This is a genomic window from Amycolatopsis halotolerans, from assembly GCF_042647905.1.
Classification (GTDB): domain Bacteria; phylum Actinomycetota; class Actinomycetes; order Mycobacteriales; family Pseudonocardiaceae; genus Amycolatopsis; species Amycolatopsis halotolerans.
Genome location: NZ_JBHRWI010000015.1, coordinates 335,198 through 359,579, shown reverse-complemented (window position 1 = coordinate 359,579; position 24,382 = coordinate 335,198). Strand labels below are relative to the sequence as shown.

General features: G+C 71.1%; 23 protein-coding genes and 1 pseudogene. 17 read left to right on the top strand and 7 right to left on the bottom strand.

Annotated elements, in window-relative coordinates; all coding sequences use genetic code 11:
* Positions 1 to 32 precede the first annotated feature (32 nt).
* Both ACFORO_RS11775 and ACFORO_RS11770 read right to left on the bottom strand, forming a co-directional pair.
* On the bottom strand, positions 33 to 302 hold the full coding sequence (locus ACFORO_RS11775) for a DUF3040 domain-containing protein (RefSeq protein ID WP_377870172.1): 270 nt from the start codon (positions 300 to 302) through the stop codon (positions 33 to 35).
* A 158-nt stretch (positions 303 to 460) separates the two neighbouring features.
* Positions 461 to 1,240 carry a right-handed parallel beta-helix repeat-containing protein gene (locus ACFORO_RS11770; protein WP_377870173.1) on the bottom strand — a complete coding sequence of 260 codons (780 nt, stop codon included), beginning with the start codon at positions 1,238 to 1,240 and terminating at the stop codon, positions 461 to 463.
* 152 nt (positions 1,241 to 1,392) lie between these two features.
* Between ACFORO_RS11770 and ACFORO_RS11765 the strand changes: the two genes are divergently transcribed.
* The 3 genes from ACFORO_RS11765 to ACFORO_RS11755 all read left to right on the top strand — a co-directional run bounded on the left by ACFORO_RS11765 (position 1,393) and on the right by ACFORO_RS11755 (position 4,837).
* Positions 1,393 to 3,180: a serine/threonine-protein kinase gene (locus tag ACFORO_RS11765; protein WP_377870174.1), complete on the top strand. Its 1,788-nt coding sequence runs from the start codon at positions 1,393 to 1,395 to the stop codon at positions 3,178 to 3,180.
* Positions 3,177 to 3,998: an FHA domain-containing protein gene (locus tag ACFORO_RS11760; RefSeq protein ID WP_354746626.1), complete on the top strand. Its 822-nt coding sequence runs from the start codon at positions 3,177 to 3,179 to the stop codon at positions 3,996 to 3,998. Before ACFORO_RS11765 ends, ACFORO_RS11760 begins: the two co-directional genes overlap by 4 nt.
* Positions 3,999 to 4,105: 107 nt before the next feature.
* Positions 4,106 to 4,837, top strand: a complete 732-nt coding sequence (locus ACFORO_RS11755; RefSeq protein ID WP_377870175.1) for an FHA domain-containing protein — start codon at positions 4,106 to 4,108, stop codon at positions 4,835 to 4,837.
* Here the strand turns inward: ACFORO_RS11755 and ACFORO_RS11750 are convergent.
* Entirely contained in the window at positions 4,834 to 5,982 is a 1,149-nt protein-coding gene (locus ACFORO_RS11750; RefSeq protein ID WP_377870177.1) for an epoxide hydrolase family protein, read from the bottom strand. The two genes, ACFORO_RS11755 and ACFORO_RS11750, sit on opposite strands and share 4 nt — an antisense overlap.
* 99 nt (positions 5,983 to 6,081) lie before the next feature.
* On the opposite strand from ACFORO_RS11750, the gene ACFORO_RS11745 reads away from it, so the two are divergent.
* Complete coding sequence (locus ACFORO_RS11745; protein ID WP_377870178.1) at positions 6,082 to 6,717, top strand: GTP cyclohydrolase II; 636 nt, start codon at positions 6,082 to 6,084, stop codon at positions 6,715 to 6,717.
* On the opposite strand, the gene ACFORO_RS11740 is transcribed toward ACFORO_RS11745, so the two are convergent.
* On the bottom strand, positions 6,701 to 9,790 hold the full coding sequence (locus ACFORO_RS11740) for a discoidin domain-containing protein (protein WP_377870179.1): 3,090 nt from the start codon (positions 9,788 to 9,790) through the stop codon (positions 6,701 to 6,703). The two genes, ACFORO_RS11745 and ACFORO_RS11740, sit on opposite strands and share 17 nt — an antisense overlap.
* Positions 9,791 to 10,331: 541 nt before the next feature.
* Between ACFORO_RS11740 and ACFORO_RS11735 the strand changes: the two genes are divergently transcribed.
* The 12 genes and pseudogenes from ACFORO_RS11735 (at position 10,332) to ACFORO_RS11680 (ending at position 21,662) form a co-directional block, all read left to right on the top strand.
* Positions 10,332 to 10,622: a hypothetical protein gene (locus ACFORO_RS11735; RefSeq protein WP_377870180.1), complete on the top strand. Its 291-nt coding sequence runs from the start codon at positions 10,332 to 10,334 to the stop codon at positions 10,620 to 10,622.
* A 193-nt stretch (positions 10,623 to 10,815) separates the two neighbouring features.
* Positions 10,816 to 11,088: a hypothetical protein gene (locus tag ACFORO_RS11730; protein ID WP_377870181.1), complete on the top strand. Its 273-nt coding sequence runs from the start codon at positions 10,816 to 10,818 to the stop codon at positions 11,086 to 11,088.
* A 293-nt stretch (positions 11,089 to 11,381) separates the two neighbouring features.
* Positions 11,382 to 12,146: a sulfite exporter TauE/SafE family protein gene (locus ACFORO_RS11725; protein WP_377870182.1), complete on the top strand. Its 765-nt coding sequence runs from the start codon at positions 11,382 to 11,384 to the stop codon at positions 12,144 to 12,146.
* Positions 12,147 to 12,251: 105 nt separating this feature from the next.
* Positions 12,252 to 14,504: a xanthine dehydrogenase family protein molybdopterin-binding subunit gene (locus ACFORO_RS11720; protein WP_377896548.1), complete on the top strand. Its 2,253-nt coding sequence runs from the start codon at positions 12,252 to 12,254 to the stop codon at positions 14,502 to 14,504.
* 1 nt (position 14,505) lies between these two features.
* Positions 14,506 to 14,982 carry a (2Fe-2S)-binding protein gene (locus ACFORO_RS11715; RefSeq protein WP_377870183.1) on the top strand — a complete coding sequence of 159 codons (477 nt, stop codon included), beginning with the start codon at positions 14,506 to 14,508 and terminating at the stop codon, positions 14,980 to 14,982.
* Positions 14,979 to 15,794 carry an FAD binding domain-containing protein gene (locus ACFORO_RS11710; protein WP_377870184.1) on the top strand — a complete coding sequence of 272 codons (816 nt, stop codon included), beginning with the start codon at positions 14,979 to 14,981 and terminating at the stop codon, positions 15,792 to 15,794. Before ACFORO_RS11715 ends, ACFORO_RS11710 begins: the two co-directional genes overlap by 4 nt.
* A gap of 129 nt (positions 15,795 to 15,923) precedes the next feature.
* A complete protein-coding gene (locus ACFORO_RS11705; protein WP_354746647.1) occupies positions 15,924 to 16,610 on the top strand; it encodes a flavin reductase family protein in 687 nt (228 codons plus the stop codon).
* Between the two features lie 372 nt (positions 16,611 to 16,982).
* Positions 16,983 to 17,834, top strand: a complete 852-nt coding sequence (locus ACFORO_RS11700) for an ESX secretion-associated protein EspG (protein WP_377870185.1) — start codon at positions 16,983 to 16,985, stop codon at positions 17,832 to 17,834.
* Between the two features lie 47 nt (positions 17,835 to 17,881).
* Positions 17,882 to 18,316, top strand: a complete 435-nt coding sequence (locus tag ACFORO_RS11695; RefSeq protein ID WP_354746651.1) for a hypothetical protein — start codon at positions 17,882 to 17,884, stop codon at positions 18,314 to 18,316.
* A gap of 11 nt (positions 18,317 to 18,327) precedes the next feature.
* Positions 18,328 to 20,415: a PPE domain-containing protein gene (locus ACFORO_RS11690; protein WP_377896547.1), complete on the top strand. Its 2,088-nt coding sequence runs from the start codon at positions 18,328 to 18,330 to the stop codon at positions 20,413 to 20,415.
* 7 nt (positions 20,416 to 20,422) lie between these two features.
* Positions 20,423 to 20,722, top strand: a pseudogene (locus ACFORO_RS11685) (type VII secretion target); the annotation flags it as partial.
* 349 nt (positions 20,723 to 21,071) lie between these two features.
* The gene (locus tag ACFORO_RS11680) at positions 21,072 to 21,662 is read left to right on the top strand and encodes a YbaB/EbfC family nucleoid-associated protein (RefSeq protein ID WP_377868470.1); all 591 of its coding nucleotides are present in this window, start codon (positions 21,072 to 21,074) and stop codon (positions 21,660 to 21,662) included.
* 229 nt (positions 21,663 to 21,891) lie between these two features.
* Here ACFORO_RS11680 and ACFORO_RS11675 read toward each other — a convergent pair whose 3' ends face one another.
* Both ACFORO_RS11675 and ACFORO_RS11670 read right to left on the bottom strand, forming a co-directional pair.
* Positions 21,892 to 22,134, bottom strand: coding sequence for a hypothetical protein (locus ACFORO_RS11675; RefSeq protein WP_377868471.1), 243 nt, complete (start codon positions 22,132 to 22,134; stop codon positions 21,892 to 21,894).
* Positions 22,135 to 22,208: 74 nt separating this feature from the next.
* Entirely contained in the window at positions 22,209 to 22,550 is a 342-nt protein-coding gene (locus tag ACFORO_RS11670) for an MmcQ/YjbR family DNA-binding protein (RefSeq protein WP_354746659.1), read from the bottom strand.
* Positions 22,551 to 22,639: 89 nt separating this feature from the next.
* Here ACFORO_RS11670 and ligD point away from each other — a divergent pair, with 89 nt between their 5' ends.
* Positions 22,640 to 23,629 (top strand): non-homologous end-joining DNA ligase, encoded by a 990-nt coding sequence (gene ligD, locus ACFORO_RS11665; protein ID WP_377868472.1) that lies wholly within the window; start codon positions 22,640 to 22,642, stop codon positions 23,627 to 23,629.
* Positions 23,630 to 23,711: 82 nt separating this feature from the next.
* Here ligD and ACFORO_RS11660 read toward each other — a convergent pair whose 3' ends face one another.
* Positions 23,712 to 24,287, bottom strand: coding sequence for a TetR/AcrR family transcriptional regulator (locus tag ACFORO_RS11660; RefSeq protein WP_377868473.1), 576 nt, complete (start codon positions 24,285 to 24,287; stop codon positions 23,712 to 23,714).
* Positions 24,288 to 24,382 lie beyond the last annotated feature (95 nt).

Genomic DNA, 24,382 nt, shown 5'->3' with positions numbered 1-24,382 from the left:
GCCACAACCGCCCGTAACTCCGGCGGAAAGCGTCACCCGCGGTCGCGGCACCCGGCGACGTGCGCCGCCACCCCGCCCGCCGCCGCGAACAGGGAGCACACTGTCAGCACTGGGCTCGCCCCGACCAGACCGGCCACCAGCAGACCGCACGCGGCGACGTCCAGCAGGATCGCGAACGCGGTCAGCAGCGCGGCGGAGCGGACCGGTTTGCCGCGGCTCAGGGCATCGGCCAGTTCCGGATCGCTGGTTTCGAACCAGCGCTCGATCTTGTCCAGCTCGACGCGTTCGTGGTGACTGAGCATGGAAGTCTCCTTCGGCGGCCCGCCTGCCGTCCCGGAGGAAGTACCCGCCCCGTCGCGTCGTGAACCGCGTCACCTTCGATTCACCCGACTGCCCGAACCCGGCGTGAATTCGGGCAGTCCCAGTCACGGTGCGCTGTCGGCCGGACCGTCCACATAGGTCACGGAGCGCAAGCGGGCTCCGGGCCGACGTAGCCCTCGCGCGAGGAGTCGTCGATGCCGACCTCGCACGGGATCGACGGGTCCACGCGGTTGCCTTCGACGCGGGCGCCGGTCGAGTGGATCGCCAAGCCGATCGCGTGGTCCGGGCCCGCGGCGAAGGTGTTGCCGGTGATGGTGGCCTGCTGGACGTCCTCGAACATCAGCGTCTGCGAAGCGACGAGCGTCTCGCAAAAATTGTCCTTGATGAGAAAATCGGTGGTGTGGCCTTTTCCGTCGCCCTCGCCGTCGTTCGGGCCTTCCGCCATCAGGCACATGTTGTCGATTTTCTCGCAGCGGTTTCCTTCGATCCGGATGTGATTGCTCGGCGGGCTGTCGCTGGAAAAAGTTTGCATGCAGTCGGCGTGCGCGCCGTCGCGGTTCGCTGTCTTGCTGATCGTGTTGTGCTCGATGGCGATGTAGTCGCCGAAGAACCGGATACCGTCGCCGTCGCCGCCGTGCGGGGCGGTGATCCTGGTGTTCTTCAGGGTCACGTGATTGCCGCGGATTTCCACGCCGGGCGCGGACGGTTCGTCGAGGACGAAGCCGTCGAGGACGACCCAATCGGCGTCGACGTCGATGCCGGATACGGATTTCGCACCGCCGGTGTACACCCGCGGCTGATTCGGCGTGCCGCCCGCGGTGATGTGCAGGCGGGAATCGGCGGCGTGGGCGGCCGGGGCGAAGACAGCCGCCAGGAGAGCGGCGGCGGCCAGGACGAGGGTGCGGGTCGGGGCGCGCATCGGAACTCCTTCGATCGCGCGGACGGGGACATCGGCGAAGGTAGAGCGCAGCGGCGGGAGGGGTCCCGGGCCGCTTTCTGCGGACGGAGGCGATGCAGTATCGTTACTGCGAGTTACCTCACAGGGGTCGGACCACGCCGAGGGGAGCGTCGGTGGACGCGGACCAGCTGATCGCGGACCGGTACCGGCTGCTGGAACGGGTGGGCAGCGGCGGAATGGGCGTCGTCTGGCGGGCCCACGACGACCGGCTCGGCCGCGAGGTGGCGCTCAAACAGGCCCGGCTGTCCGACGTGGTGAGCGGACGGACGCTGCGCCGCGAAGCCCGGCTGGCGGCCGGGGTGCTGCACCCGAACGTGGTCACCTTCTTCGACGTCGCGGCCGACGGCGACGAACTGTGGCTCGTGATGGAGTACGTCCCGTCGCGCAGCCTCGCGGAAATCCTCGCCGCGGAGGGAAGACTGCCCGCGCGCACAGTCGCCGAAATCGGCGTGCAGCTCTCAGCGGCGCTCGGCGCGGTCCACGCGCACGGCATCGTGCACCGCGACGTCAAGCCGGGCAACGTCCTGATCGCCTCGGACGGCCGCGCGAAGCTCACCGACTTCGGCATCTCCCGCTCGGTCCGCACGGACGAGACGGTGACCGATTCGCCGCTCATCGGCGGCACGCCGGACTACCTGGCCCCGGAGGTCGCGCAAGGGCATGCGCCCACCGCGGCGTCGGATGTTTTTTCCTTGGGGGCAACGCTTTTCGCGGCCGTCGAGGGCAAGGCGCCGTTCTCGGGCGGCAACGAGTACGCCACGATCCGCCGGGTCGCCGAGGGGACGGTCCCGCCGACGCGGCACGCGGACGGGCTCGCTCCGACACTGGAACGGCTGATGCGGCTCGACCCCGCCGAGCGGCCGACCGCGGTGGCGGCGGGGGAGCTGCTGGCCGAGGGGATCGACACCCTGCCGGTCGAGGTGCCGCCGCGCCGCGGCAAGCGGCGCGGGCTGCTGATCGCCGGGGTGGCCGTCGTGGCGGTCGCGGTCGTGGTCACCACGTATTTCGTGACGCGCCCGGCGAAAACCTCCCCTCCGGTCGCCCCGGTGGCGCAGGCGAAGCTCGGGCTCGGCCCCGACCCGCGGGCCGCGGATCCGTGCCGGGTGGTCGATCCCGCGCCGCTGAAACCGTTCGGCGAACCGGAAGTCGTCCCGGACTACGGGAACTTCAACCGCTGCGACGTGATCCTGCACCAGGGGGACCTGAAGGCGGACGTCCTGGCGGAGCTGCACGATCCGCCGGCCGCGGCGCTGGAGGGCGCGCAGTCGAAGTCCGGGCCGTTCACGGTGTTCGCCGCCTCGGACAAGGACCAGTGTGTGCGGCAGATTCCGCTGCAGGACCGGTTCGTGGTGCAAGTGACGGCCAAGAAGCAGGACGACGCCTACAAGCTCGACCTTTGCCAGGCTGCCGACACCGCGGTCGCTTCGGCCACGAAAGCCATGACGGCGGCCGGGGTTCCGGCGCGCGCGGCGGCGTTCCCGGCGGGTTCGCTGGCGTACGTGGACGCGTGCTCGCTGCTGGACACGCTCGCGATCTCCGCCGCGGCCGGGGTCGTCGCGCCGGTCCGGATCGAGCGCGGTTTCAGCGGCTGGTGGTGCGACTGGACGAGCCCGGCGAGCGACCGTTCGGTCACCGTCATGTTCGACCGGGACCAGCCGCCGGACAGCACGACCGGCCAGCTCGTGCAGATCGGCGGACACGACGCGTATCTCAAGACCAACGATTTCGCCGACGGCAGCTGCCAGGCGGTCCTCGTCTACCGTCGCTACACCGACGCGCACGGGGAACCGAGAGTGGAACGGCTGCGGGTCGTGGTGAAGGGCGGCGGGCCGCCGGAACGGCTGTGCGCGCCGGCGTCCACCTTGGCCGGTTCGCTGGCCGGAAAGCTGCCGAAGACATGACCGCGTTTCCCGCACCGCCGGAAGAGCTGGGCCCGGACCACGGCAGTCTCGCGCACGGCGTCCCGCCTTCGCCGCCCGGCACGATTTTCGCGCTCGCCGTCACCGGCGGCGTGCGGATGCCGCCGCGCGACGGCAGGCAGGTGTTGTTCGGCCGCAACCGCGACGACGTGCACGTGTGCGTCGGCGAGGACGACCGGAAAGTCAGCCGGCAGCAGGGATTCCTGGTGCGCCGCGGGGATTCCTGGTGGATCCACAACACCGGGAAGCTGCCGATCCGGCTGCCCGGTTCGCGGCTGCTGTTCCCGGAGGAGGAACCGGTGCCGCTGGCCGAGGGCTACACCGCGGCGTTCGTGCGCGGGTCGGCCGGGCGCGAGCATCTGCTGGAGGTGTACGTCGCGGGCGCGGACGGCCGCCGCCCGGATTCGCGGCCGCAGGACGTCACCGAACCGCCGCGGATGTGGCGGCTCACCCCGGACGAACGGCTCGTCCTGGTTTCGCTGGCGCAGCGGTATCTGCTGCAGGACCAGTATCCGCAGCCGCTCGCGTGGCGGCAGGTGGCGGAGCAGTTGTCCGAGCTGAAACCGGAAGCGCGCTGGAGCGGCAAGCGCGTCGAGCATCTCGTCGGCGCGGTGCGCGCCCGGCTGGCGCGCGCCGGGGTGGCCGGGCTGACCCGGGAAGAGGTCGGCGAGCCGGTCGGGAACGCGTTGAACGACAACCTGATCAAGGAACTCCTCCTGTCGACGTCGCTGGTCCCGCCGGACCTGGCGCTGCTCGAACCCGAGGACGATCCGGGAGGGGTCCCGGCACCTCCTGGTTGACTCGCGGTGCGCGGCGGATCCGGCCCCGCGCCCCCGGCGGGCCGTCGCGGTCGCCCGGCCGGGGTCGGCAGCGGCTCCGCGGGGGGGTGTCCGTGGCAGGGGAGGCGATGCGGACGCTGCCCGCGGGACACCCGAGCCTCGCGCTCGGGTTCGCGTCGCCGCCGGGCACGCTGGTGGTGCTGGGACGCGCGGGGGGAGTCCTGGTGCCGCCGGCGGCGCGCGGGCCGGTCACGTTCGGGCGGAACACCGCGGAGGTGACGGTGCCGCTCGGCGAGGACGACCGGAGGGTCAGCCGCTGTCACGGCGTGCTGGAGCGGCTCGCGGGCCGGTGGTGGGTGCGGGCGACCGGCAAGGTCCCGCTGCGGCTGCCGCGGTCGCGGTTGCTGTTCGCCGGAGCCGCGCCGGTCCCGCTGCCGCCTGGCTATCTCCCGGTGTACGCGCGGGGTTCGGGGGACCGCGAGCACGTGCTGGAGGTGCGGATCGCCGACGGGACGCCGACGCCGACCCCGGCCGGGCGGCTGCGGCCGGACGAACGGCTCGTGCTCGCGATGGTCGCGCGGGGGTTCCTGCGGCGGGAGGAACGGCCGCGTCCGGTGCCGGTTCCGCTGGCGGCGCGCCGGTTGTCCGCGCTGGATCCCGAGGGCGGTTGGACTGCTGAAGTCGTGGCGGCGGTGCTGGATTCGGTGCGGTTCCGGTTCCGTCCGGGGTCCGCGGACGACGATCTGGTGGCGGCGCTGGTTTCGGCAGCGGTGCTGGTTCCGCCGGATCTGGCGTTGCTGTCGCCCGCGTTGCCGCCGGTGGGGGCGGCCGAGTGGATGCCGTCTACCTGGGGCAGCTAAGCGGTCCGGAACGGACGGAAGAAGTCCCGCAGTTCCTGCGCGTACAACTCGGGTTCCTCGAACGGCGCGAAATGCCCGCCGCGCACCGGTTCGGTGACCCGGACCGTGTTCGCCATCCGGTCGAGCCACGCGCGCGGCGTGCGGACGAGATCAGCCGGGAACAGCGAGAATCCCGACGGCACCTCGACCCGCCGGGCGTACTGCTCCGGCGGGATCGCGGCGTTGGCCCGGTACATCCGCATGGCTGAGCCGATGGTGTCGGTGAGCCAGTAGATGGTGATGTTCGTGAGAATCTCGTCCTTGGTGAAGGCGCGCTCGACATCTCCGTCGCAGTCGCTCCAGGCGCGGAGCTTCTCCACGATCCACGCGGCCAGCCCGGCGGGCGAATCGGTCAACCCCACAGCGGCGGTCTGCGGTTTGGTCCGGTGCATCGCGGCGTACGCGCCCTCGGCCGCGCCCCAGGCCGTGACGTCTTGGAGCCATTCGCGTTCCTCGGGCGTCACGTCGTCCGGGACGACCACGGGCAGTCCGCCGTCCATCCGGTGCACGGCCACGACCCGGTCCGGGTGGTCGAGGGCGAGGAAGCGGCTGACGCCGCTGCCGATGTCGCCGCCTGCCGCGGCGAAGCGCGGGTAGCCGAGCACGGTCATCAGTTCGGCCCACAGTCCGGCGACGGCGATCGAATCGGGCGCCGGGCCGGTGGGGCGGTCGGAATAGCCGTAGCCGGGCATGTCCGGGACGACGACGTCGAACGCGTCCGCCGGGTCTCCGCCGTGCGCGCCGGGGTCGGTGAGCAGCGGGATGACCTTCGAATAGCGCCAGAACGAGTCCGGCCAGCCGTGGGTCAGCACCAGCGGCAGCACCGGGCCGCGCGGCGCGACCGCGCGGGCGTGCACGAAGTGGATCCGCGATTCGCCGAGCCGGACGCGGTAGCGGGGCAGTTGCGAGAGCGCGGCCTCCTGCTTCGCCCAGTCGAACTCTTCCGCCCAATAGGTGATCAGTTCGCGCAGGTAGCCGACGTCGGCGCCGAGCGCCCAGCCGTCCTCCGGGGCGTCCGGCCAGCGGGTCGTGTGCAGGCGGGCGCGCAGGTCGTGGAGCTGCGCGGGATCGGTTTCGGGGACGAACAATTCCGGGCGGTCGGCCATGCCCGCGAGCCTACGTGATCTCGGCCGCACTCCGGGAACGCGTTTCTGTCGGTGGTTCTGGGTAGGGTCGGAATCGTTCAGGGGGAAAGGAGTTGCCCGATGACGACTGTTCCACAGGTGCGCACTCGCGTGCGGATCCCGCTGCGGTTCGGCGACGGGCCGGCGGTGCCCTCGGAGGCGGTCACGTTCACGGGGCTGTCCGACGGGCTCGAGCACCTTGCCTTCGTGCTGGGGGAACCCGGTCCGGTGCCGTTGGTGCGGCTGCATTCGGAATGCCTCACCGGCGACGTGTTCGGATCCGCGCGCTGCGATTGCGGCCCGCAGCTGGAGGAGGCGGTCGCGCGGATTTCCGAGGTCGGCGGGTACTTGCTCTACCTGCGGCAGGAAGGCCGCGGAATCGGGCTGTACAACAAGCTCGACGCGTACGCGTTGCAGGATTCCGGTTTGGACACCTACGCGGCTAATGCCGCGCTCGGCTTGCCGGAAGACGCGCGCGACTACACCGCCGCCGCGCAAATGCTCACCGTGTTCGGCGTTCAGCGGCTGGATCTGCTGTCGAACAACCCGGACAAGGCCGCGCAGCTGGCCCGGCACGGCCTCGCCGTGCGCGAACAGCTCCGCACGGGGGTTTTCGCGAACGAGAACAACGTCCGGTATCTGCGCGCGAAAGCCGAGCAGACCGGGCACACGCTCGCGTTGCCGTTCGAGGACTGGTCGGCTAGTTCGGCGGTGTGAGGGCGGAGATTCGGGTGAGGTTGGCGTCTCCTGGTCGCCAGTCTGGGGTGTGGACGGCTAGGTAGCGGACTGGTTTGGTGAGTGCGACGGAGACGGTGCGTTTTCGGTCGGGACGGGCGACTTCGGTGTAGGTCACGCCGTCGGTACTGGTCTCGACGACGGTGGCGGGGATTCGTCCAGCCGTCCAGGCGAGTTCGGCGGTCGCGATCGGCAGCGGTGCGCCGAGGTCCACCACCAACCGGCCGCCGGGGCCGGGTTGCCACGCTGTCGCCGGGTTGTCGTCGACGGCGGCGTCCGGGCTGGTCATCCCGGGCGGCAGCGGTTCGGCCGGGAAAGTCACGGCTCCTAGCGCGCGGTCGTTCAGCGGGTACGGCCGCGTTCCGGCGAAGACGACGGGCACGGTGTGGCGCGGCGGTAACGCGACTGTGCGCGGACGGCCGCCCGTCGGGGTGACGGTCACGACTGTCGGGAGCAGTCCCGGCGGTGCGGTCAGATCGACGCGGCTGGCGTCGCGTACGACGGCGGTCAAGCCGGGCGGTACGGCGGTGCCGGACATGCCGCGCACGGTGAAGCGGGGCGGTTCGATCCGGCCTTCGGCAGCAGCCAGTTCGTAGCTGAACGAACTGCCGGACGCGGTGACTTTCTGCGCGCCTCGGTACAGCAGCAGCGCGGTGCGATCCTGTGGCAGCACGGCCGTTCCGGACGTGGCGGTGGCGGAAAGGTTTGCCAGCACTAGGAAATCGTCCGTGACGCTCGCGTGGATTCCGGTTGCGGTGGCGCGGGCCCGACGAGCGAGCTTCGGCAGGTTCGCGCGGCCGGGATACAGCTCGGCCAGCAGCGGTGCGGGCGGACCGGCGGAAAGCGTGACGTGGTCGCTCGTAACGGTGAGCGGATTCGGGCTGGTGACGACGATCCCGGCCCGGCCGTCGATGTCCAGCCAGCCGCCGGTGCTGTGCAGCGCGGGCGTCGGGTAGGTCGCGACTGGGGTCCACGTGGCACCGTCGGACGAGGTTTCGATCCGGTACTTCCGTCCAGCGGCGGCCTCCCAGCTCAGGCGCACACTGCTGAACCGTTGCGGTGTCCCGAGATCGACGGCCAGCCAGCTGTCCGCGCGCGGGCGGTCCGATGTGGACACTGCCCAGCGCGTCGCGGAATTGCCGTCGGTGGCGTACTTCGCCTCCTTGCCCGGCGCGGCTGACGACGCGGACGCGGTTCCCGTCAGCGCGAGGTCCGGCCCGTCGCCGTCATGGATTTCGAACGACCAGAGCGAGTATCCGTACTGCGGATCCGGCTGTACGCCAAGCATCCGTACGTGCCGCGCGGTCACCGGAGCGAAGCCCAATTCATCAGTGCGGGCACCGGTCGACCCGGACTGCGCCGGGAGCGTCACGGAACCCTCGGCGGCGGTGTAGGTGCGGTCGCCGTCGAGGCCGGGAACGCCTGGCATGGCAAGGTTGTAGACGTTGAGCACGCCTTCATCCGCCGCGACACCAGTGCTGGCGTAGACCGCGGCACCGGTGGGAAGAGTCGCGAGCGCGGCGTACCCGGTGTCGAACCGCAGGACGCCGACGGTGCCATCGAATCCGTCGCGGACCTTCCGATACGTCGTGGCATGGCGTTCGCGCACGGCGATGTTCGTGGCGGGCAGCAGCATCGGGTTCGCTCCGCCGAGCACGAACAGCCAGTCGTCGTGGTTCGGCTGCCAGGCGAATTTCACGAAACCGGGTTTGCTGACGGTCGCGGCCCACGCGGCGGGGGAGCGGTGCGCCAGCAGCCCCGGCCCGGTGCCGAAATCGGCGGCGCGAGCGGCGTGGGCGTCGAATTCTTCCTTGCGCACCGCACTGGTCGGGCCTCCGCTATCGGCGCGCCATTCGTGCAGCAGATAGCTGATGGCGAGTTCGGCGCGGGCTTCCGGTTCGTACTTGGGTTCGCCGGAGAACTTCGTGATCCGGTCGACCGGCGGGTACGCCTGGTACGGCTCCAGCCGCGCGGCCAGCTGGGCCTCGGCGTAGGCGGCGTAGCGGTCGCCGAGCACCTGGGCGCGGAAAGCGAGCGGGATGACGTCGCGGCCGTAGAGGTGTTCGCGGTCGGCGACCATCGGCATCAGTGGTTCGCCCGCGTCGCTGGTCATCAGGAGCATGGTGCGCCACAGCAGTTCGCCGTTCGGCTGCGCGGTGAGCACCTCCGGCAGCGGGGCGCCGGCGGCGAGGAAGTGCATCGCGTTGCGGCCGGACGTGCGCCAGAGTTCTTCCTGGTAGTGCGGGCCGAACGAGCCGTGGTTCTCGACGAGGAACGTGTCGTACAGATTGGTGGCGGTGTTGTCGCTGACCGGTTTTCCGTCGACCAGCCGGGGATTCGCCAGATCAGCCGCGGGCAGGCCGCCCTCGTTGCGGCTCCAGGAACCGAAGGCCGCGCGCCATCCGGGAGCGCGCGGATCGTTCGGCGCCCAGGCAAGCGCCGGGGCGAGCGACTGCGCGTAAACGCCCATCTCTTCGAGCTTCGTGTCGCCGACGTAGCCGCCGCGCAGGCCATTGGGCGTCCAGTCGCCGGAGGCGGGGTCGTTGCCGGTGCCGAGGCTGGTCGTGTAGGCGGCCTGTTCGGTGGCGATGCGCTCGACGTTCCGTTGCGTCGCGGCGTCCAGCTCTGTCCACAAGAGACGGGCGGCGAGCTGGAAGTAGGACTGGAAAGTGGTGTCGAAGAACAGCTTCCGGCCCCACTCGGTGCCGCCGGTGAGCCGGTTCGAAGCGGCGAAGTGCTTGATGGTGGCGAGAGTGTGCGCACGGAGAGTTTCGCGGTCGACCCCGGCGATGGCGGCGTCGTAACCGTCGCGGGTGAGCAGGAGGGCGTTGCCGAGGACGACCGCGAAGGTGAAGTCGCGGGCGGGGTAGATCCCGGCCGCCCGGTCGAACTGCTGCTCGGCCCAGCGGGTGTGCCGGAGAAGGACCCGCAGGTACGTCGCGGCGACGGGATCCGGCGCGGACCGGGGCGCCGCTCGCGCTGTCCCCGAGGTCAGGAGGAGCGCGGCGCCAGCACCCGCGAGACCGAGCGCCTGCCGCCGGGTGAACCCGTCCATCCCGCGTCCTCCAGGGTCGCTGACAACCTTGTCAACGCGGATTCTGTGCGGCGGCCGAGCGCCCGGGCAACCCTCCGGGTCGATCCCGTCCGGTTTCGGACAATGGCGGACGAGATTGTATAACGCCCTATACGGCCCGGCGGGGTAGCGCGGACCCGGATGGCTGTGACTGCGTTGATCGCCGGACTGGCCGAAGGAATCGTCACTGACGAGGTCCTGGGGCATGTCCGCCGCGGCGGTGGAACTTGTCGTCGGAGGGCGGCCGGGAACAGTCGGCCCGCGCGGGCAGGACAGGCGAACGGAGTCCGATGCGATTGCGCACTGTCGACACGTGCTTGTAATTTGATCGCGCCGGTCGGCAGGAGTTCGTTGACGGAAATTGTCGGCGACTTTGCGCGGCGAGGACATCGAGCCGAGTCGGGCCATGCTGGTCTCGCATGAACTGTGCGCGCGGAACTTCCCGGCTTAATGCGATAAAAGCAACGAAAGGATCTGTTCAGTGCGGAACAATTTTCGACCAGGGCGAAGACGGCTGCTTTTCGTGCGGCAGGCGGCGGCCGGCGTCGTGTCGTTTCTGGTGTTCTCCTTGTTGCAGTTCGGCGCCGCCGATGCCGCGCCCGCCGGAAGCACGGCCCCGCCGGCCCCGGCCGCGGACACGGACCAGCCCCCTCAAGTCGGGCCGTCCTTCATCTTCACCACAACCGACGACTGCCAGACCGTGCTAGCCAAGATCAAGAACCACGAGTTCGGCTCGCAGGGCGAGGTCGCCTGCATCGTCCGGGCAACGGCAGACACGCCGCCCGCCGGCGGAACAATTCCGGGCCCCTCGTGACGCACGGAAAGCTGGGTCCGCGAAACGCGGTGCGAGAGCACCGACGATCGACTAGCCGAGGCCAGGGGGAACGCATGAGCAAGTCGGTGCGGACAGCGACCGCTGAGCTGTACGTGGACTACGGGCACTTCTCCGTCACGGACCACGGTGCGGACGTCCCCGGGCTGGGCCCTGCCTACGCCAGGTCTCCGAGGTGTCGCTGGAGAGCGAAGAGGGATTCCTCCTCGTCCACAACATGATGGACGGCCCGCCGCGGGAACTTGACGAACTGGCCTACGTGGGGCCTGGCACCTACCGGGTGCGGGTGCACGCCTGCGGCCGCGACATCGCCCCCCACTCGCGCGCCGACACCCCCAACGAGCACTACCTGATCTCCGTGTGGCCCGCACCGGAAACACCGCCGACCGTTCACAAACAGACCGATCGGTACGGGCACGAAGTCCGGGCCCGAGAGACAAAGCGGTGACCTTTCGCCAGGCACGCTGAACCAGCGAGACGCGCCGATACGAGCGCGGACCGGCCACCGAACGGCAAAGCGCCAGGCGAATGCCGCCGACGGGTAGCCCGGGAACCTGGACCGTGATGGCTGGCCGCGCGCTCGGCACGCTGGCAGCATGGGGGCAATCCGGCTCCGCGCCAAGCGCTCGGCACCCAAAGGACGCAGGGCCTTCTCAGAGCCGCGCAGTGACAACTATCGGCCGCGGTCACCATGGCGTCCCCCGCCGGAAGACGCCCAGACCGCCGTGTTGAGATGACAACGTGATCACTGGCCCCGGCGGATTCCTGCTTCTCGTGCTGGCCGGGGTCGGGGCCGGGCTGACCGGCGCGACCGCGGGCCTCGCGTCGCTGGTGTCGTACCCGGCGCTGCTGGCCGCCGGGCTGCCGCCGGTCGTCGCGAACATGACCAACACGGTGGCAATGCTGGGCACGACCGCAGGGGCCGCCGTCGGCGCCCGCCCGGAGCTGCAGGGCCAACGCCGCCAGCTGCTGCCGTTGTGCCTGATCACCACGGCGGGCGGGGCGTGCGGCGGGCTTGTGCTGCTCGTCAGCTCGCCGGACGCGTTCACCGTCGTCGTGCCGTGGCTGATCGGCGGCGCGTCGGTCGTGCTGATGGCCGGTCCGCGGCTGCGGCGGATGGCCGAGCACCGCGAACACCGCGGGATCGGCCCGCTCACCGGGATCGCCGCGTTCCTGGTCGGCGTGTACGGCGGGTACTTCGGGGCGGCGGCCGGGGTGCTGATGCTCGCGCTGCTGACGACGGTGTGGAGCCAGTCGCTGGCGCGCACGAACGCGGCGAAGAACATCGCCACCGGCACCGCGAACCTGATCGCCGCGCTGGTCTTCGCGTTCACCGGCAAGGTCTACTGGCCCGCGGCGATCGCAGTGTGCCTCGGTTCGGTGGCTGGTTCGTGGCTGGGCTCGGTGCTGGTGCGTTATCTGCCCGCGACGCCGTTGCGGATCGCGATCGGCTTGGGAGGTCTTTCGTTGGCGGCGGTGTTGGCTTGGCAGGCTTACTCGGGTTGAGCCGGGTCGCTCCCGCACAGCGGCTTCGGCGCGGCAAACCAAGGGAGACTGACGCACAGCCGCACGAACGGGCATAGTCGGCGGGGTACCCGAGCAGGAGGACAGATGAGCATTGTCGGCACCCGGGTGGTGCGCGTCGAGGACGAGAAGCTGATCACCGCGGGCGGAACGTACGTCGACGACCTCAAGGAAGAAGCGCTCGCCGGCGCCGTGCACGCGGTTTTCGTGCGCAGCCCGATCGCGCACGCGCGCATCGCCGGGGTCGATGTGGAGGAAGCCCGCACCGCGCCGGGAGTCGTCGGCGTTTACACCGCGGCGGATCTCGACATCGGGTCGGGCAAGGCCGGGCCGGTCGCGGAGCCGTTTCTGGCCAAGGACGTCGTGCGGTACGTCGGCGAGCCGGTCGCGCTGGTGCTCACCGAGGAGCGGTACCAGCTCGCCGACGCGGCCGAACTGGTCGATGTGGACTACGACCCGCTCGAAGCGGTCGCGGATTTCGACACCGCGCTCGCCGGGGAGACGCTGGTGTTCCCGGACCACGGCAGCAACGTGGTCCACTCGAACGGCCCGGAGGAGTTCGACGATTCGGTGTTCGAGGGCTGCGAGGTCGTCGTCACCGAGGACATCCTCAACCAGCGCGTGGCCCCGGCTCCGGTCGAGCCGCGCGGCGCGTCCGTCGCGTGGGGCGAGGACGGCCGGGTCACGCTGTGGCTTTCCACGCAGAACGCGCAGATCGGCCGCAGCATCGTGGCCGGCGGGCTCGGCATCGGCGAGGACCGGGTGCGGGTCATCGCGCCGGACGTCGGCGGCGGGTTCGGCGCGAAGATCGGCGCGGATCCGGAAGCGGTGCTGCTCGCTTGGGCGTCGCAGCGTGCCGGTCGCGCGGTGCGGTGGGCCGAGTCGCGCAGCGAGAACCTCACCTCGATGACGCACGGCCGCGCGCAGCGCAACACCGTGACCATCGGCGGCAAGCGCGACGGAACCGTGCTGGCGTACCGGCTCGACGTCCTCCAGGACACCGGCGCGTACCCGCGGGCGCTGTTCCTGCCGACGCTCACCGAGATGATGGCCCCGGGCGTCTACCGCTTCCCGGTGGTGCAGACGCGCAGCCGCGGCGTGGTCACCACGACGACGCCGATCGCGGCCTACCGCGGCGCGGGCCGTCCGGAGGCGACCGCCGCGGTCGAGCGCGCGATCGATCTGTTCGCCGCGGAAATCGGGATGGACCCCGCCGACGTCCGGCGGGTCAACTTCATCCGGCCCGAGGAATTCCCTTACCAGACACCGACCGGCGGCTCCTACGACACCGGCGAGTACGCCGCGGCGCTCGACAAGGTGCTCGACGCGGCGGGATACGCGCAGCTGCGCGAGGAACAGCGGAAGCGCCGCGAGGCCGGCGACCCGGTGGCGCTGGGGCTCGGCATCGCCTCCTACGTGGAGATCACCGGCGGCGACGCGGCGGGCGAGAGCGGCCGAGTCGACGTGCACCCGGACGGTTCGGTCACCGCGTGGACCGGCAGTTCCCCGCACGGGCAGGGGCTCGGGACGTCGCTGGCGATGCTGCTGTCGGACCAGCTGGGCGTGCCGATGGACAAGATCACCGTGCGGCACGGCGACACCGACGAGGTCCCGCGCGCGATCGGCACGTTCGGCTCGCGGTCGCTGCAGCTCGGCGGTTCGGCGATCCGGCAGGCGGCCGAGGAGGTCGTGGCGCAGGCCCGCCAGGTCGCCGCCGAACTGCTCGAAGCCGCGCCGGACGACCTGGAGCTGGATGTCGAACGCGGCGTCTGGCAGGTCCGCGGCGCGCCGTCCAGCACGACGCTCGACTGGGCCAGGGTCGCCGCCGAGGCGGAAGGCTTCACCGCCGACGTCTGGTTCGGCGACGGCGCCCCGACGTTCCCGTTCGGCGCGCACCTCGCGGTCGTCGAGGTGGACACCGAAACCGGCAAGGTCGAGGTGCGCCGGCTGGTCGCGCTCGACGACGCGGGCCCGATCGTGAACCCGCTGACCTTCCGCGGCCAGCGGCACGGCGGGCTCGGCCAGGGCATCGCGCAGGCGCTGCTCGAGGTGATGAGCTACGACGCGGACGGCAACCCGACCACGGCGACGCTGGCCGACTACTCGTTCGTCACCGCGCCCGAGCTGCCCGATTTCGAACTGGTGGACATGGAGACGCCGACGACCCGGAACCTGCTGGGGGTCAAGGGAATCGGCGAGGCGGCGACCATCGGGTCGACGCCGGCGGTGCACAACGCGGTGGTCGACGCGCTCGCCCACCTCGGCGTGGCGCACCTGGACATGCCGACGACCCCGCTGCGGGTCTGGACGGCCCTGAACGACGCTAGGAAGGCGAACTGACGTGCGGGTCTCGATCGAGGTGAACGGGAAGACGGTCGCGCAGGAGGTGCCCGACCGCACCCTGCTCGTGCACTACCTGCGGGACACCGCGGGCCTCACCGGCACGAACATCGGCTGCGACACCACGTCCTGCGGGGCGTGCACGGTGCTGCTCGACGGCGAATCGGTGAAATCCTGCACGGTGCTCGCCGCGCAGGCGGACGGGCACGAAGTGACCACTGTGGAGGGTCTGGCGTCCGGATCGGGCACCGAGGGCCTGCACCCGGTGCAGCGCGCGTTCCGCGAGCAGCACGGCCTGCAGTGCGGGTTCTGCACGCCCGGCATGATGATGGCGACGGTGTCGCTGCTGAAGGAAAACCCGAAGCCGACCCGCGACGAGGCCCGTGCGGCGCTGGAGGGCAACCTCTGCCGGTGCACCGGGTACCACAACATCGTCAGCGCCGTCATCGACGCGTCCGGGCAGGAGGTGGCGCAGTGATCCCGGCTGGGTTCGCCTACCGGCGTGCGTCCACTGTGGACGAGGCGCTCGCGCTGCTCGCCGAGCACGGCGAGGACGCGAAACTGCTCGCGGGCGGGCATTCGCTGCTGCCGTTGATGAAGCTCCGGTTCGCCGCGCCGGAGGTCGTGGTGGACATCGCGCCGCTGCGGGAGCTGAAGTTCGTCCGGACCGAGGGCGACGAGGTGGTGATCGGGGCGTTGTCCCGCTACCACGACCTCCAGCACGACCCGGTGCTCGCCGAGCACGCGCCGCTGCTCGCGCATGTGTCCGGGTCGGTCGGCGACCCGCAGGTGCGCCATCGCGGGACGATCGGCGGGTCGCTGGTGCACGCCGACTCGGCGGCCGACCTGCCCGCGGCGGTCCTCGCGGCGGACGGGACGCTCGTCGCGCGCGGGCCGCGGGGGGAGCGGCGGATCCCGGCCGCGGAGTTCTTCCTCGGGCCGTTCACGACGCCGCTGGAACCGGACGAGCTGCTCACCGAGATCCGGCTGCCGAGTCAGGCCGGGCTCGGCTGGGGCTTCGAGAAGTTCACCCGGCGGGCCATCGACTGGGCGATCGTCGGCGTGGCGGTCGCGGGGCGTTCGGTCGGCCTGATCAACATGGGCGGCACGCCGCTGCGGGCGTCGGCCACCGAACGCGCGCTGGCCGACGGGGCCACCGCGGCGGAGGCGGCGGAACTGGCCGCGGAGGGCACTTCGCCGCCGGAAGAACCGCACGCCACGGCCGAGTACCGCCAGCACCTCGCCCGAGTCCTCACCGGACGGGCCCTTGCCGCCGCTGGCATCGCCTAGCTGTCCGTGAAGGACTCCTCGAGGGAATCAGATTCCCTCGAGGAGTCCTTCACAGCTTTTCCCCGCCGGTGACAGCGACGGCTGATTTCCGCCAGCGGCGTGCGGGCGGCGGTAGCCAGACTGGGCGCTGTGAACACGACTTTTCCTACGCACACGGCGATCGAGCCCGGAATCCTGTACTTCGGCACCCCGGTGGTGCTGATCTCGACGTCCAATGAGGACGGTTCGGCGAACCTGGCCCCGATGTCGTCGGCGTTCTGGCTCGGCTGGCGCGCGATGCTCGGCCTCGGCGCCCGTTCCAAGACCGCGCTCAACCTCCTGCGCACGCGCGAAGGCGTGCTGAACCTGCCGTCGTCGGCGATGGCCGCCGCGGTCGACCGGCTCGCGCTGACCACCGGATCCGATCCGGTGCCGCCGCGCAAGGAGGAGCGCGGCTACTTCCACGTCGCGGACAAGTTCGGCCGCGCGGGGCTCACACCGGTGCCGTCCGAGACCGTGGCGCCGCCCCGGGTCGCCGAATGCCCGGTCGCGATGGAGGTCGTGCTGGAGTCCGTGCATCCGTTCGCCGAGGACGACGAGGCCCAGCGCGGCGGCACCGTCGGCCTGGAGGTGCGCGTGCAGCGGGTGTTCGTGCACGACGACATCCGGCTGCCGGGCGCCGACGACCACGTCGACCCGGACGCGTGGCGGCCGCTGATCATGAGCTTCCAGAAGCTGTACGGGCTCGGGCCGCAGGTGCACGAGTCGACGCTGGCGCGGATCCCGGAGCGGATGTACCGCTCTCCGGACATCGAACGGGCGCGCGGCGTCTCCTGACGCCGTGTCCACTGTGGAGCAACCAACCGGCGAAACGACGGCGAAGGGCAGAAGAACAACTCGGTAAAACCGGGCACGGCAACGGGCCGCCGCGATGCGCGGCGGCCTTTTGTCAGCTTTCTCGCATCAAGGAATTTCCGCCGCTTCCGGGCCGCCCGTCAAGCGGCGCGCGCGGCGAAACCGCAGGTCGTGTCTGTTCGGACACGGCCCTCGGTACATTGGGGCAGCGGTCCCCGTGGTGATCACCCGCCCCCGCCGGACTGATAGTCTTTCCCCATTGCGAATCCCAGGCACGGCAACGCAATTCGGTGTCACTCACAAGGGTGCCGAAGCGGTCGTGCCCGACCCGGCTGTGGGAAGGATGCCCTCGGGATGGCGGACAGGTTCGAGTTCGTTCTCGACGTCGTCGAAGCTTTGGTGGTCGGGGAGGCGACCGGCGGGAACATCCGCCAGTTCCCGCTCCGGATCGGCACTGTGCCGGCGGAACCGGAGCGGTACGTGCGGATCGCGAAGATCGTCAACGACGCGATCGAGGAGCGCAGGCTGTCGGTCGGCGACGAGCTGAGCCCGTACGTGCGCACCGCCTTCGAGCTGCTCGCGAAGCCGCGGGTCTCGGTCGCGGTCAGCGGGATCGACGGCCTCGGCGCGGACATCGCGGTGGTCGCGCTCAGCGACGGCAGGCAGGCGCTCGGGATCACGCAGGACCCGAAGACCGACAAGCTGCTGTTCTCGCTCTTCGACGACGAGGAACTCGTCGAGGTGATCGCCGGGGTGCTGCCCCAGGCGCGCCCGGCCAGCACCGGCGCGCACACGATCCGGCAGGCGGCCTCGCAGGAGGTGTCGGCGATGACCGCGCGCCGCCGGGCCGAGGCGGCCGAGGACGAGGAAGAGACCGACGCGTTCGGGATGATCGAGGTCAGCGGGCGCGTGCAGCCGCGCCGCCCGGACCCGCGGGTCTCCCGCCCCGCGCCCGGCGGGGTCGAGGTGCTCGAACGCGTGCTGGCGCAGCCGCGGCTCGGCGGCGGGCACATCGCGGTGAGCGGCTGGGGCCGGCACGGCGAGCGGCGCGGCGGCGACCCGATCGGCTGGCTCGACACCGCCGACGGCCGCTACCTGATCAAATCCACCGTCAGCGAGGCGGGCGACTTGACCGCGGAATACGTGCCCGCCGGGCACCGCGAGCTCAAGCGCGCCGTGCAGCAGGCGGTTTCCGCGGTTTACTGACTATTCCACTGCAAGCGGCGACAGTTCACGAGGAGAACGAGGTCCCGATGACCGACGAGGCACCGATGGCGATGGAAGCGAGGATGGCCCCCGTGGCCCCGGTGGGCTTCTCGCTGCCCGCGCGCCAGCTGAAGACGCTGGCCGAGCGCGGATCGTTCGCGGTGGACGACAGCACCGGCGACAAGATGATCGCCGCGCTCCAGGGCGTGCTCGACGCACTGGAGGCGCACGTGCAGCTGATCGAGAAGATCGCCGGGGTCCCGGCGATGTCGAAGAGCCCGGCCGGGATGTTCGTCAGCAAGCACATGGCCGAGACCGCGCGCGACCAGCAGGGCCTGGTCACCCAGCTGCAGGCGGCGCACAAGGAGTTCCCGACCTACGTCGAGGCGATCAAGCTCGCGAAGAAGAACTACAAGGAGCGCGAGCACAGCTCCAGGGAAACCTTCGAGCGCATCCACCGCACCGCGCAAGAGCAGGGCTGAAGGGGAGACCAGTGGCCGACAAGAAGCAACCGACCGCCGAGTCCGTCTCCGATCCGTCCTCGACGGACTACGACCCGGGCAACACCGCGCTCTACAACCCGACGCTGGACCCCTCGTCGAAGTACTACATCGGCCCGGTCCGCCCGGACGACGTGGCCTCGGGCGACCAGCTGCGCGAGGACGCGACCGCGAAGATCAACGCCATGTTCAACGGCTGGCTGCTCCCGAACGTCCAGGGGAAGGCGCGCGACCAGCTGATCCAGGCGATGTACCAGCGGAACCTGGACGAGTCGAAGAAACATCTCGGCAAAGACCTCGAGATGCGCGATCCGGGCGCCGCGCCGCACACCGACTGGAAGAACGCGACGCACGAGCAGATGATCGACGCCATCACCACGCACGCGGACCCGGCCGGGGTGGCCGAGTCCTCGGAGGCCTGGGTGAGCCTCGGCAACGAGCTGGCGACGCACCAGAAGAACCTCGGCGACGCGATCAACGCGAGCACCTCGAACTGGAAGGGCGACGCCGGCGACGCGGCGCGCGTGCACCTCGCCAACGTCGGCAAGTGGCTCGGCACCACCGCGCAGGGCGCGTCGCTCACCGGGCGCCAGCAGGAGGTCCACTCCCAGGCGCTCAACGAGACGCAGAAGGCGATGAACGCCAACCCGCCGGTGAAGTTCTCGGCGCAGGACGCGAACAAGGTCCTGATGACGATCCGGGACCCGGCCGCGTACGTCGTGGCCTATTCGTCGGCCATGAAGACCTTCACCGACCAGCAGGCCGCCCGGGACCAGGCCGCGCAGATCATGACGCGGTACGACCAGACGATCGGCGGGGCGGTGGCGACGCCTCGGTTCGCCGAGCCGCCGAAGCTGCCCGCCGAGACGGACCGGTTGCGGCCCATGACGCAGGGCACCCCGATGAAGCCCGGCGGCGGCGGCGCGGGCGCTCCGGGCGGGGTGCGGGTCGGCCCGGACGGGCGTCCGCTCGGCCCCGACGGCAACCCGATCGGCCCGCCCGGGACCACGGTCGGCCCGAACGGCCAGCTCATCGGACCGGACGGCCGCCCGCTGGGCCCCGACGGCAACCCGATCGGCCCGCAGGGAACCACCGTGGGCCCGAACGGGCAGCCGATCGGTCCCGACGGACGGCCGATCGGACCGGACGGCAAGCCGTACGGCCCGGGCGGCGGCGGTCCCGGCGGGATCGACGGCGGCCCCGGCGGCGTCCACGGCGGTCCCGGCGGGCAGCAGCCCGAGCGCAAATTCGACCCGGCGTCGCTGAAGATCCCCGAGGGCGGCCCCGGCGGCAATCCGGGCGGCGGCGGTCCCGGCGGCTCCTTCCCGCCCATCCCCGGCTCGAACGACCCGGGCGCGACGAAGGCGCAGGGCTTCAACCCGCCGAGCATCCCGCCCATTCCGGGCCCTGGCGGCGGCAACCCCGGCGGCGGCTTCAACCCGCCGAACATCCCGCCGATCCCGGGTCCTGGCGGCGGCAACCCCGGCCCCGGCTTCAACCCGCCGCCCATCCCGTCCTTCCCGACCGGCAAGGACGGCGACCCGTACAAGTCGAACCCGTACAAGCCGCAGCCGTTCAAGCCCTCGATCCCCGAGGGCCCCGGCGGGATCAAGCCGTACGAGCCGAAGCCGTTCAACCCCGGCAAGATCGGCCCGGACGGCAAACCGCTGTTCCCCGGCGGCGGCACCGGCCCGAGCGGGGAGAAGCTCGGCGGCATCGGCAAGGTCGGCGGCGTCAACGGCGAGAGCATCAGCAGCAGGCTCGGCGGCGGTTCAGGCGGTCTCGGCGGCGCCAAGGGCGGCCCGGGCTCCGGCGGCGCGTTCAGCGGCGCGGGCGGCTCCGGCGCGGCTGAAGAAGGCGTCGCCGGGCGCGGCGGCCCCGGTTCGGGCGCGGGCGGCAAGGGCGCGACCGGCGCTCCCGGCATGGGGGCCATGGGCGGCGGCAAGGGCGGCAAGGGCCCGGAGGACAAGGAACACAAGATCGCGAGCTTCGTCGAGTCGGACGATCCGTCGTTCTTCGCACCCGACGAGGTCGTCGCCCCGCCGGTGATCGGCGACTGGAAGAACAAGGACTGGAAGTGAGGCGGCGATGAGCGGAGGCGCACAGGGGTTCCGCGTAGAACCCGACGACCTCGTGGCGCACGCGAGCCACCTGGACGGCCTGGTGGACCGGCTGAACACCGCGGCGCAGGCGGCGAACTACGCGATGTCCGACGACGCGTACGGGCTGCTGTGCGCTTTCCTCCCGCCGATCATCAACCCGACCGGCGAGAAGGCGAAGGAAGCGATCAGCGGGGCGATCGAGGGCGTCCAGGCGACCTCGGACAACGTCCGGACCGCCGCGAAGTCCTACCAGGAGGGCGACGAGGGCCAGTCGAAGCCGTTCAAGAAGGTGGCCACCGAGGGGATGCTCAGCAAGACCGACAGCGGGGAGCTCAAGGAGCGGTTCCGCGTCGGCGGCGTGCAGGCTCCGACCGGGCAGAACGTGCCGTTCAACCGGGACGGCGTGCCCGCGGAGGCCCGGTACGACAGCGCGGAGCCCTTGCAGCCGAGGCAACGGGTCGACGCCGCGCAGCCGGTCGACCGGGGCGTTTCCCCGGGCGAGGCGTAGCGAGGCGATGGCGCTCTCGCGCCGCCGCGGCGGGCGGGTACCGTCGACAGATGACGGTGCCCGTCGCGGCGAGGACAAGACCCGCCCGCAACGGCGCGGGTGACGGGATTCGAGGAGAACGTAAAGCATGACCAGCGCGGGTGGGCTGGGCGACCTGATCAGGGACCCCGACGACGCAATCCGGCGAATGGACGAATGGGCGGCCGGGTTCGCCCGCAAGGCGGAGCGCTACGCGGCGGCCCAGCAGGAAACCGAACAGCTGCGGCTGACCGCGACGAGCCCGGACGGGACCGTCAAGGTCACCGTCGGGGCCGACGGGGTCGTGTCCGACCTGGTGTTCAGTTCCCGCACGCGCACCATCCCGCCGGAGGAGCTCTCCAGGATGGTGCTCGAGACCATGCGGAAGGCGCAGTCGGGCATCACCGACCGCGTGGCCGAGGTCATGGGCCGCAGCCTGGGCGACGAGGACCCGGACACCCGCGCCGTCATGCTCGATTCGCTCCGCAACCGCTTCCCGGACCCCGATCCGGAGCCGGACGAGCAGCAGGACAGCGCGGAGGAGCAGCCGGAGCCGCCCGCCAAGACGCCGCCGCCTCCCGCTGGCGGTGCGCCGCGTCCGCCCGCGACGCCGCCGGCGCCGGGCGGGCCCGCTTCGCCGCCGCAGGGCCGCCGTCCGGGCGGGATCGATCCGGACGAGCAGGACAACAATCCCTGGTGACAGTTTCTGGTGCGCCCCGGCCTTTCAGCCGGGGCGCACTGTCGTTTGTGGACGGTCCGATGTGGACTCGGCGGTGCGAGCCGGGCCGCGGTCGGCGATCAGCGCCGAGGACCTGCTTCCCGGAGAAAGGCTGGCGTCGAGAGGCCGGTCCGATGTGGACTGCCGGAGCAGATCGGCGCTGGCAGCACCCTGAGGCGGGTTGGCGGCCGGGTCCGATGTGGACTCCGGCTCACAGAACCTGTTTGCGGTCGGCGAGGTAGCGCAGGTGGAGGAGCGCCAGCAGCGCCCCGACGGCCAAAACCTCGCCCCACTCCGCCGGGTTGGCGTAGGACGGGCCGCACGAAGCGGGCTGGTCCTGGCCCGGGAGGCACGCGAGGCCGGGTTCGGCGGCGGAAAGCGGCAGCCAGATCAGAAACACCCCCACGGCCAGCACGCCGAACGCCACCAGCACCTGCACCGACCGCCGCGACACCGCAGACCCCCTTCTCGCAGAACACGAAGAAGATCGCCGGAGCTCGCCAGGTCGTTACCCGATATGCCGGATTGTCAGAGCTGTGGCAGCGGAACCTCGGCCGCCAGGTCCTCCGGGGCGGAAAGCCGCCACGCCTCGTACACGAGTTCGGCCAGTTCGTCGGCCTCGATGCCGCCCAGTTGCACCACTACCCAGCCGAACCCGCCGGACGTGAACTGCTCCTCGAAAACGTCCGGGCGCTCCGCGACGAGCGCCTGCTGTTCCGCGATGGTCTGCTTGAGCCCGACGGTGTCGGTGCGCGGCCAGTGGTAGCCGAAGCGCTTGCCGCGCACGCTGAACGACGTGTAATCGCGGCCGCTGCCGCGTTCAACCTCGCGCAGCTTGCGGATGATCCGTTCGAAATCCTTGCTCGGCACCGGTCCTGGCCCCCTCCATCGTGGACCCCGCCATCTTACGGCGGCGGATCCGGCGGGTTCGGCTTACGGTGGTGCGCGGAGGTGCCCGAATGTCCGAAGCGGCCCGCGGCATGCCGCCCGCGATCGAGCCGATGCTCGCGTCGCCCGACGGCGGCACGCTGCGCGACGATCCGGCGTACGCCTACGAGTTCAAATGGGACGGTTACCGGGCGACGATGCGCGTCGCGCCGGACGGTGCCACGTTGCTGACCAGTCGCAACGACAACGACTTCACCACGAGGTTCCCGCAGCTGTCCGGCGCGCTCGGCGACGCGCTCGGCGGCCGCCCCGCGGTGCTCGACGGCGAGATCGTCGCCCTCGACGAGCACGGCCGTCCCGATTTCGGGCTCCTGCAGAACCGCACCTGGCAAGCCGTCGCGTACTTCGCCTTCGACATCCTGAGCCTGGACGGCGAAAGCCTGCTCGACGCGCCGTACGAGGAGCGCCGCGAGATCCTCGCCGAGATCGAACCGCCGGACCGGCAGCTGGTCGCGATCACGCCCTGGTACCGGCACAGCGACCTCGCCGAAGACGGCATGACGCCGGCCGGTCTGCTGGACGTCGCGCGGAAGATGATGCTCGAAGGCCTGATGGTGAAGGCCCGCACGTCGCGGTATCAGCCGGGACGGCGCAGTCCGGAATGGCTCAAGCACCCGCTGGTGCGGACGACCGAGGTGGTCCTCGGCGGCTGGCGTCCGGGCCAGGGCCGTCGCGAGGGCACGATCGGCGCGCTGCTGCTCGGCGCGCACGACCCGGACTCGGGGGAGTTGCGGTACCTGGGCGACGTCGGCACCGGCTTCACCGACGCGATGCTTCAGGACCTTCAGGCGCAGCTGGTTCCGTTGGAGCGCAAGACAAGCCCGTTCGCCGACCAGGTGCCGCGAGACCGGGCGCGCGGCGCACATTGGCTGAACCCGGAGGTGGTCGGCGAGGTGGTGTACCGCCGCCTCACGCCGGGGGACGGCCGGTTGCGGCATACGGCTTGGCGGGGGCTGCGTCCGGAACGGCGTCCGGACGAGGTCGAGGTTCCGGTGCGCTGAGGGGATTGTCGTCCGTGAGGGGAACCCTGAGGGACTCTGATTCCCTCAGGGTTCCCCTCACGGACCTCTGCCGAGGACATCCTCAGCCAGCCTGCCGCAGCCCGGTAATCAGCAGCGCGGCGAGGCGGCGCGCGTCGTAGCTGTCGTCGGCTTCCGCGCCGATGCACAGGTTCCCCACCCCCCGCATCAGGTGCACCGCCTCCAGGTCGGTGTGGATTTCCCCGGCCTTCGCGGCGGCGTCGAGCAACTCGGTGCAGACCGGCACAAGCCGCTCCAGGAAGTACGCGTGCAGCGCCTCGAACCCGCTGTGGTCGGACTGCATGATCCCGGCCAGTCCGTGCTTCGTGACGAGGAAGTCGACGAACAGGTCGATCCACCGCGCGAGCGCGGCGTGCGGGGAATCGTTGTCCGCCAGCAGTTTCGGCCCCGCGTCGGCGCACGCTTCGACCTGGTGCCGGTACACCGCGATGATCAGGTCCGCGCGGGTGGGGAAGTGCCGGTAGATCGTGCCGACGCCGACGCCCGCCCGGGTCGCGATGTCGCGCACCGGTGCGTCGACCCCGGAGTCGACGAAGACCGCCGACGCCGCGTCGAGCAGGGTTTTCTCGTTGCGCCGGGCGTCCGCCCGTTTCGCGCGGGCTCCCGCGTTCTCACCCACGTGCCACTCCCTCCGCGTGCCGCCGGTAGACAAGTGGAACAGTGTTCCGTATAGTTACCGGAGCAACGTTCCGTTTGCTTATGATGCCAGATCGG

What these genes read in the sequence shown, in the direction of transcription:
- ACFORO_RS11775 (WP_377870172.1), bottom strand. Translation starts at nt 302, where the DNA reads ATGCTCAGTCACCACGAACGCGTCGAGCTGGACAAGATCGAGCGCTGG.
- ACFORO_RS11770 (WP_377870173.1), bottom strand. Translation starts at nt 1,240, where the DNA reads ATGCGCGCCCCGACCCGCACCCTCGTCCTGGCCGCCGCCGCTCTCCTG.
- ACFORO_RS11760 (WP_354746626.1), top strand. Translation starts at nt 3,177, where the DNA reads ATGACCGCGTTTCCCGCACCGCCGGAAGAGCTGGGCCCGGACCACGGC.
- ACFORO_RS11755 (WP_377870175.1), top strand. Translation starts at nt 4,106, where the DNA reads ATGCGGACGCTGCCCGCGGGACACCCGAGCCTCGCGCTCGGGTTCGCG.
- ACFORO_RS11750 (WP_377870177.1), bottom strand. Translation starts at nt 5,982, where the DNA reads ATGGCCGACCGCCCGGAATTGTTCGTCCCCGAAACCGATCCCGCGCAG.
- ACFORO_RS11745 (WP_377870178.1), top strand. Translation starts at nt 6,082, where the DNA reads ATGACGACTGTTCCACAGGTGCGCACTCGCGTGCGGATCCCGCTGCGG.
- ACFORO_RS11740 (WP_377870179.1), bottom strand. Translation starts at nt 9,790, where the DNA reads ATGGACGGGTTCACCCGGCGGCAGGCGCTCGGTCTCGCGGGTGCTGGC.
- ACFORO_RS11720 (WP_377896548.1), top strand. Translation starts at nt 12,252, where the DNA reads ATGAGCATTGTCGGCACCCGGGTGGTGCGCGTCGAGGACGAGAAGCTG.
- ACFORO_RS11700 (WP_377870185.1), top strand. Translation starts at nt 16,983, where the DNA reads ATGGCGGACAGGTTCGAGTTCGTTCTCGACGTCGTCGAAGCTTTGGTG.
- ACFORO_RS11695 (WP_354746651.1), top strand. Translation starts at nt 17,882, where the DNA reads ATGACCGACGAGGCACCGATGGCGATGGAAGCGAGGATGGCCCCCGTG.
- ACFORO_RS11680 (WP_377868470.1), top strand. Translation starts at nt 21,072, where the DNA reads ATGACCAGCGCGGGTGGGCTGGGCGACCTGATCAGGGACCCCGACGAC.
- ligD (WP_377868472.1), top strand. Translation starts at nt 22,640, where the DNA reads ATGTCCGAAGCGGCCCGCGGCATGCCGCCCGCGATCGAGCCGATGCTC.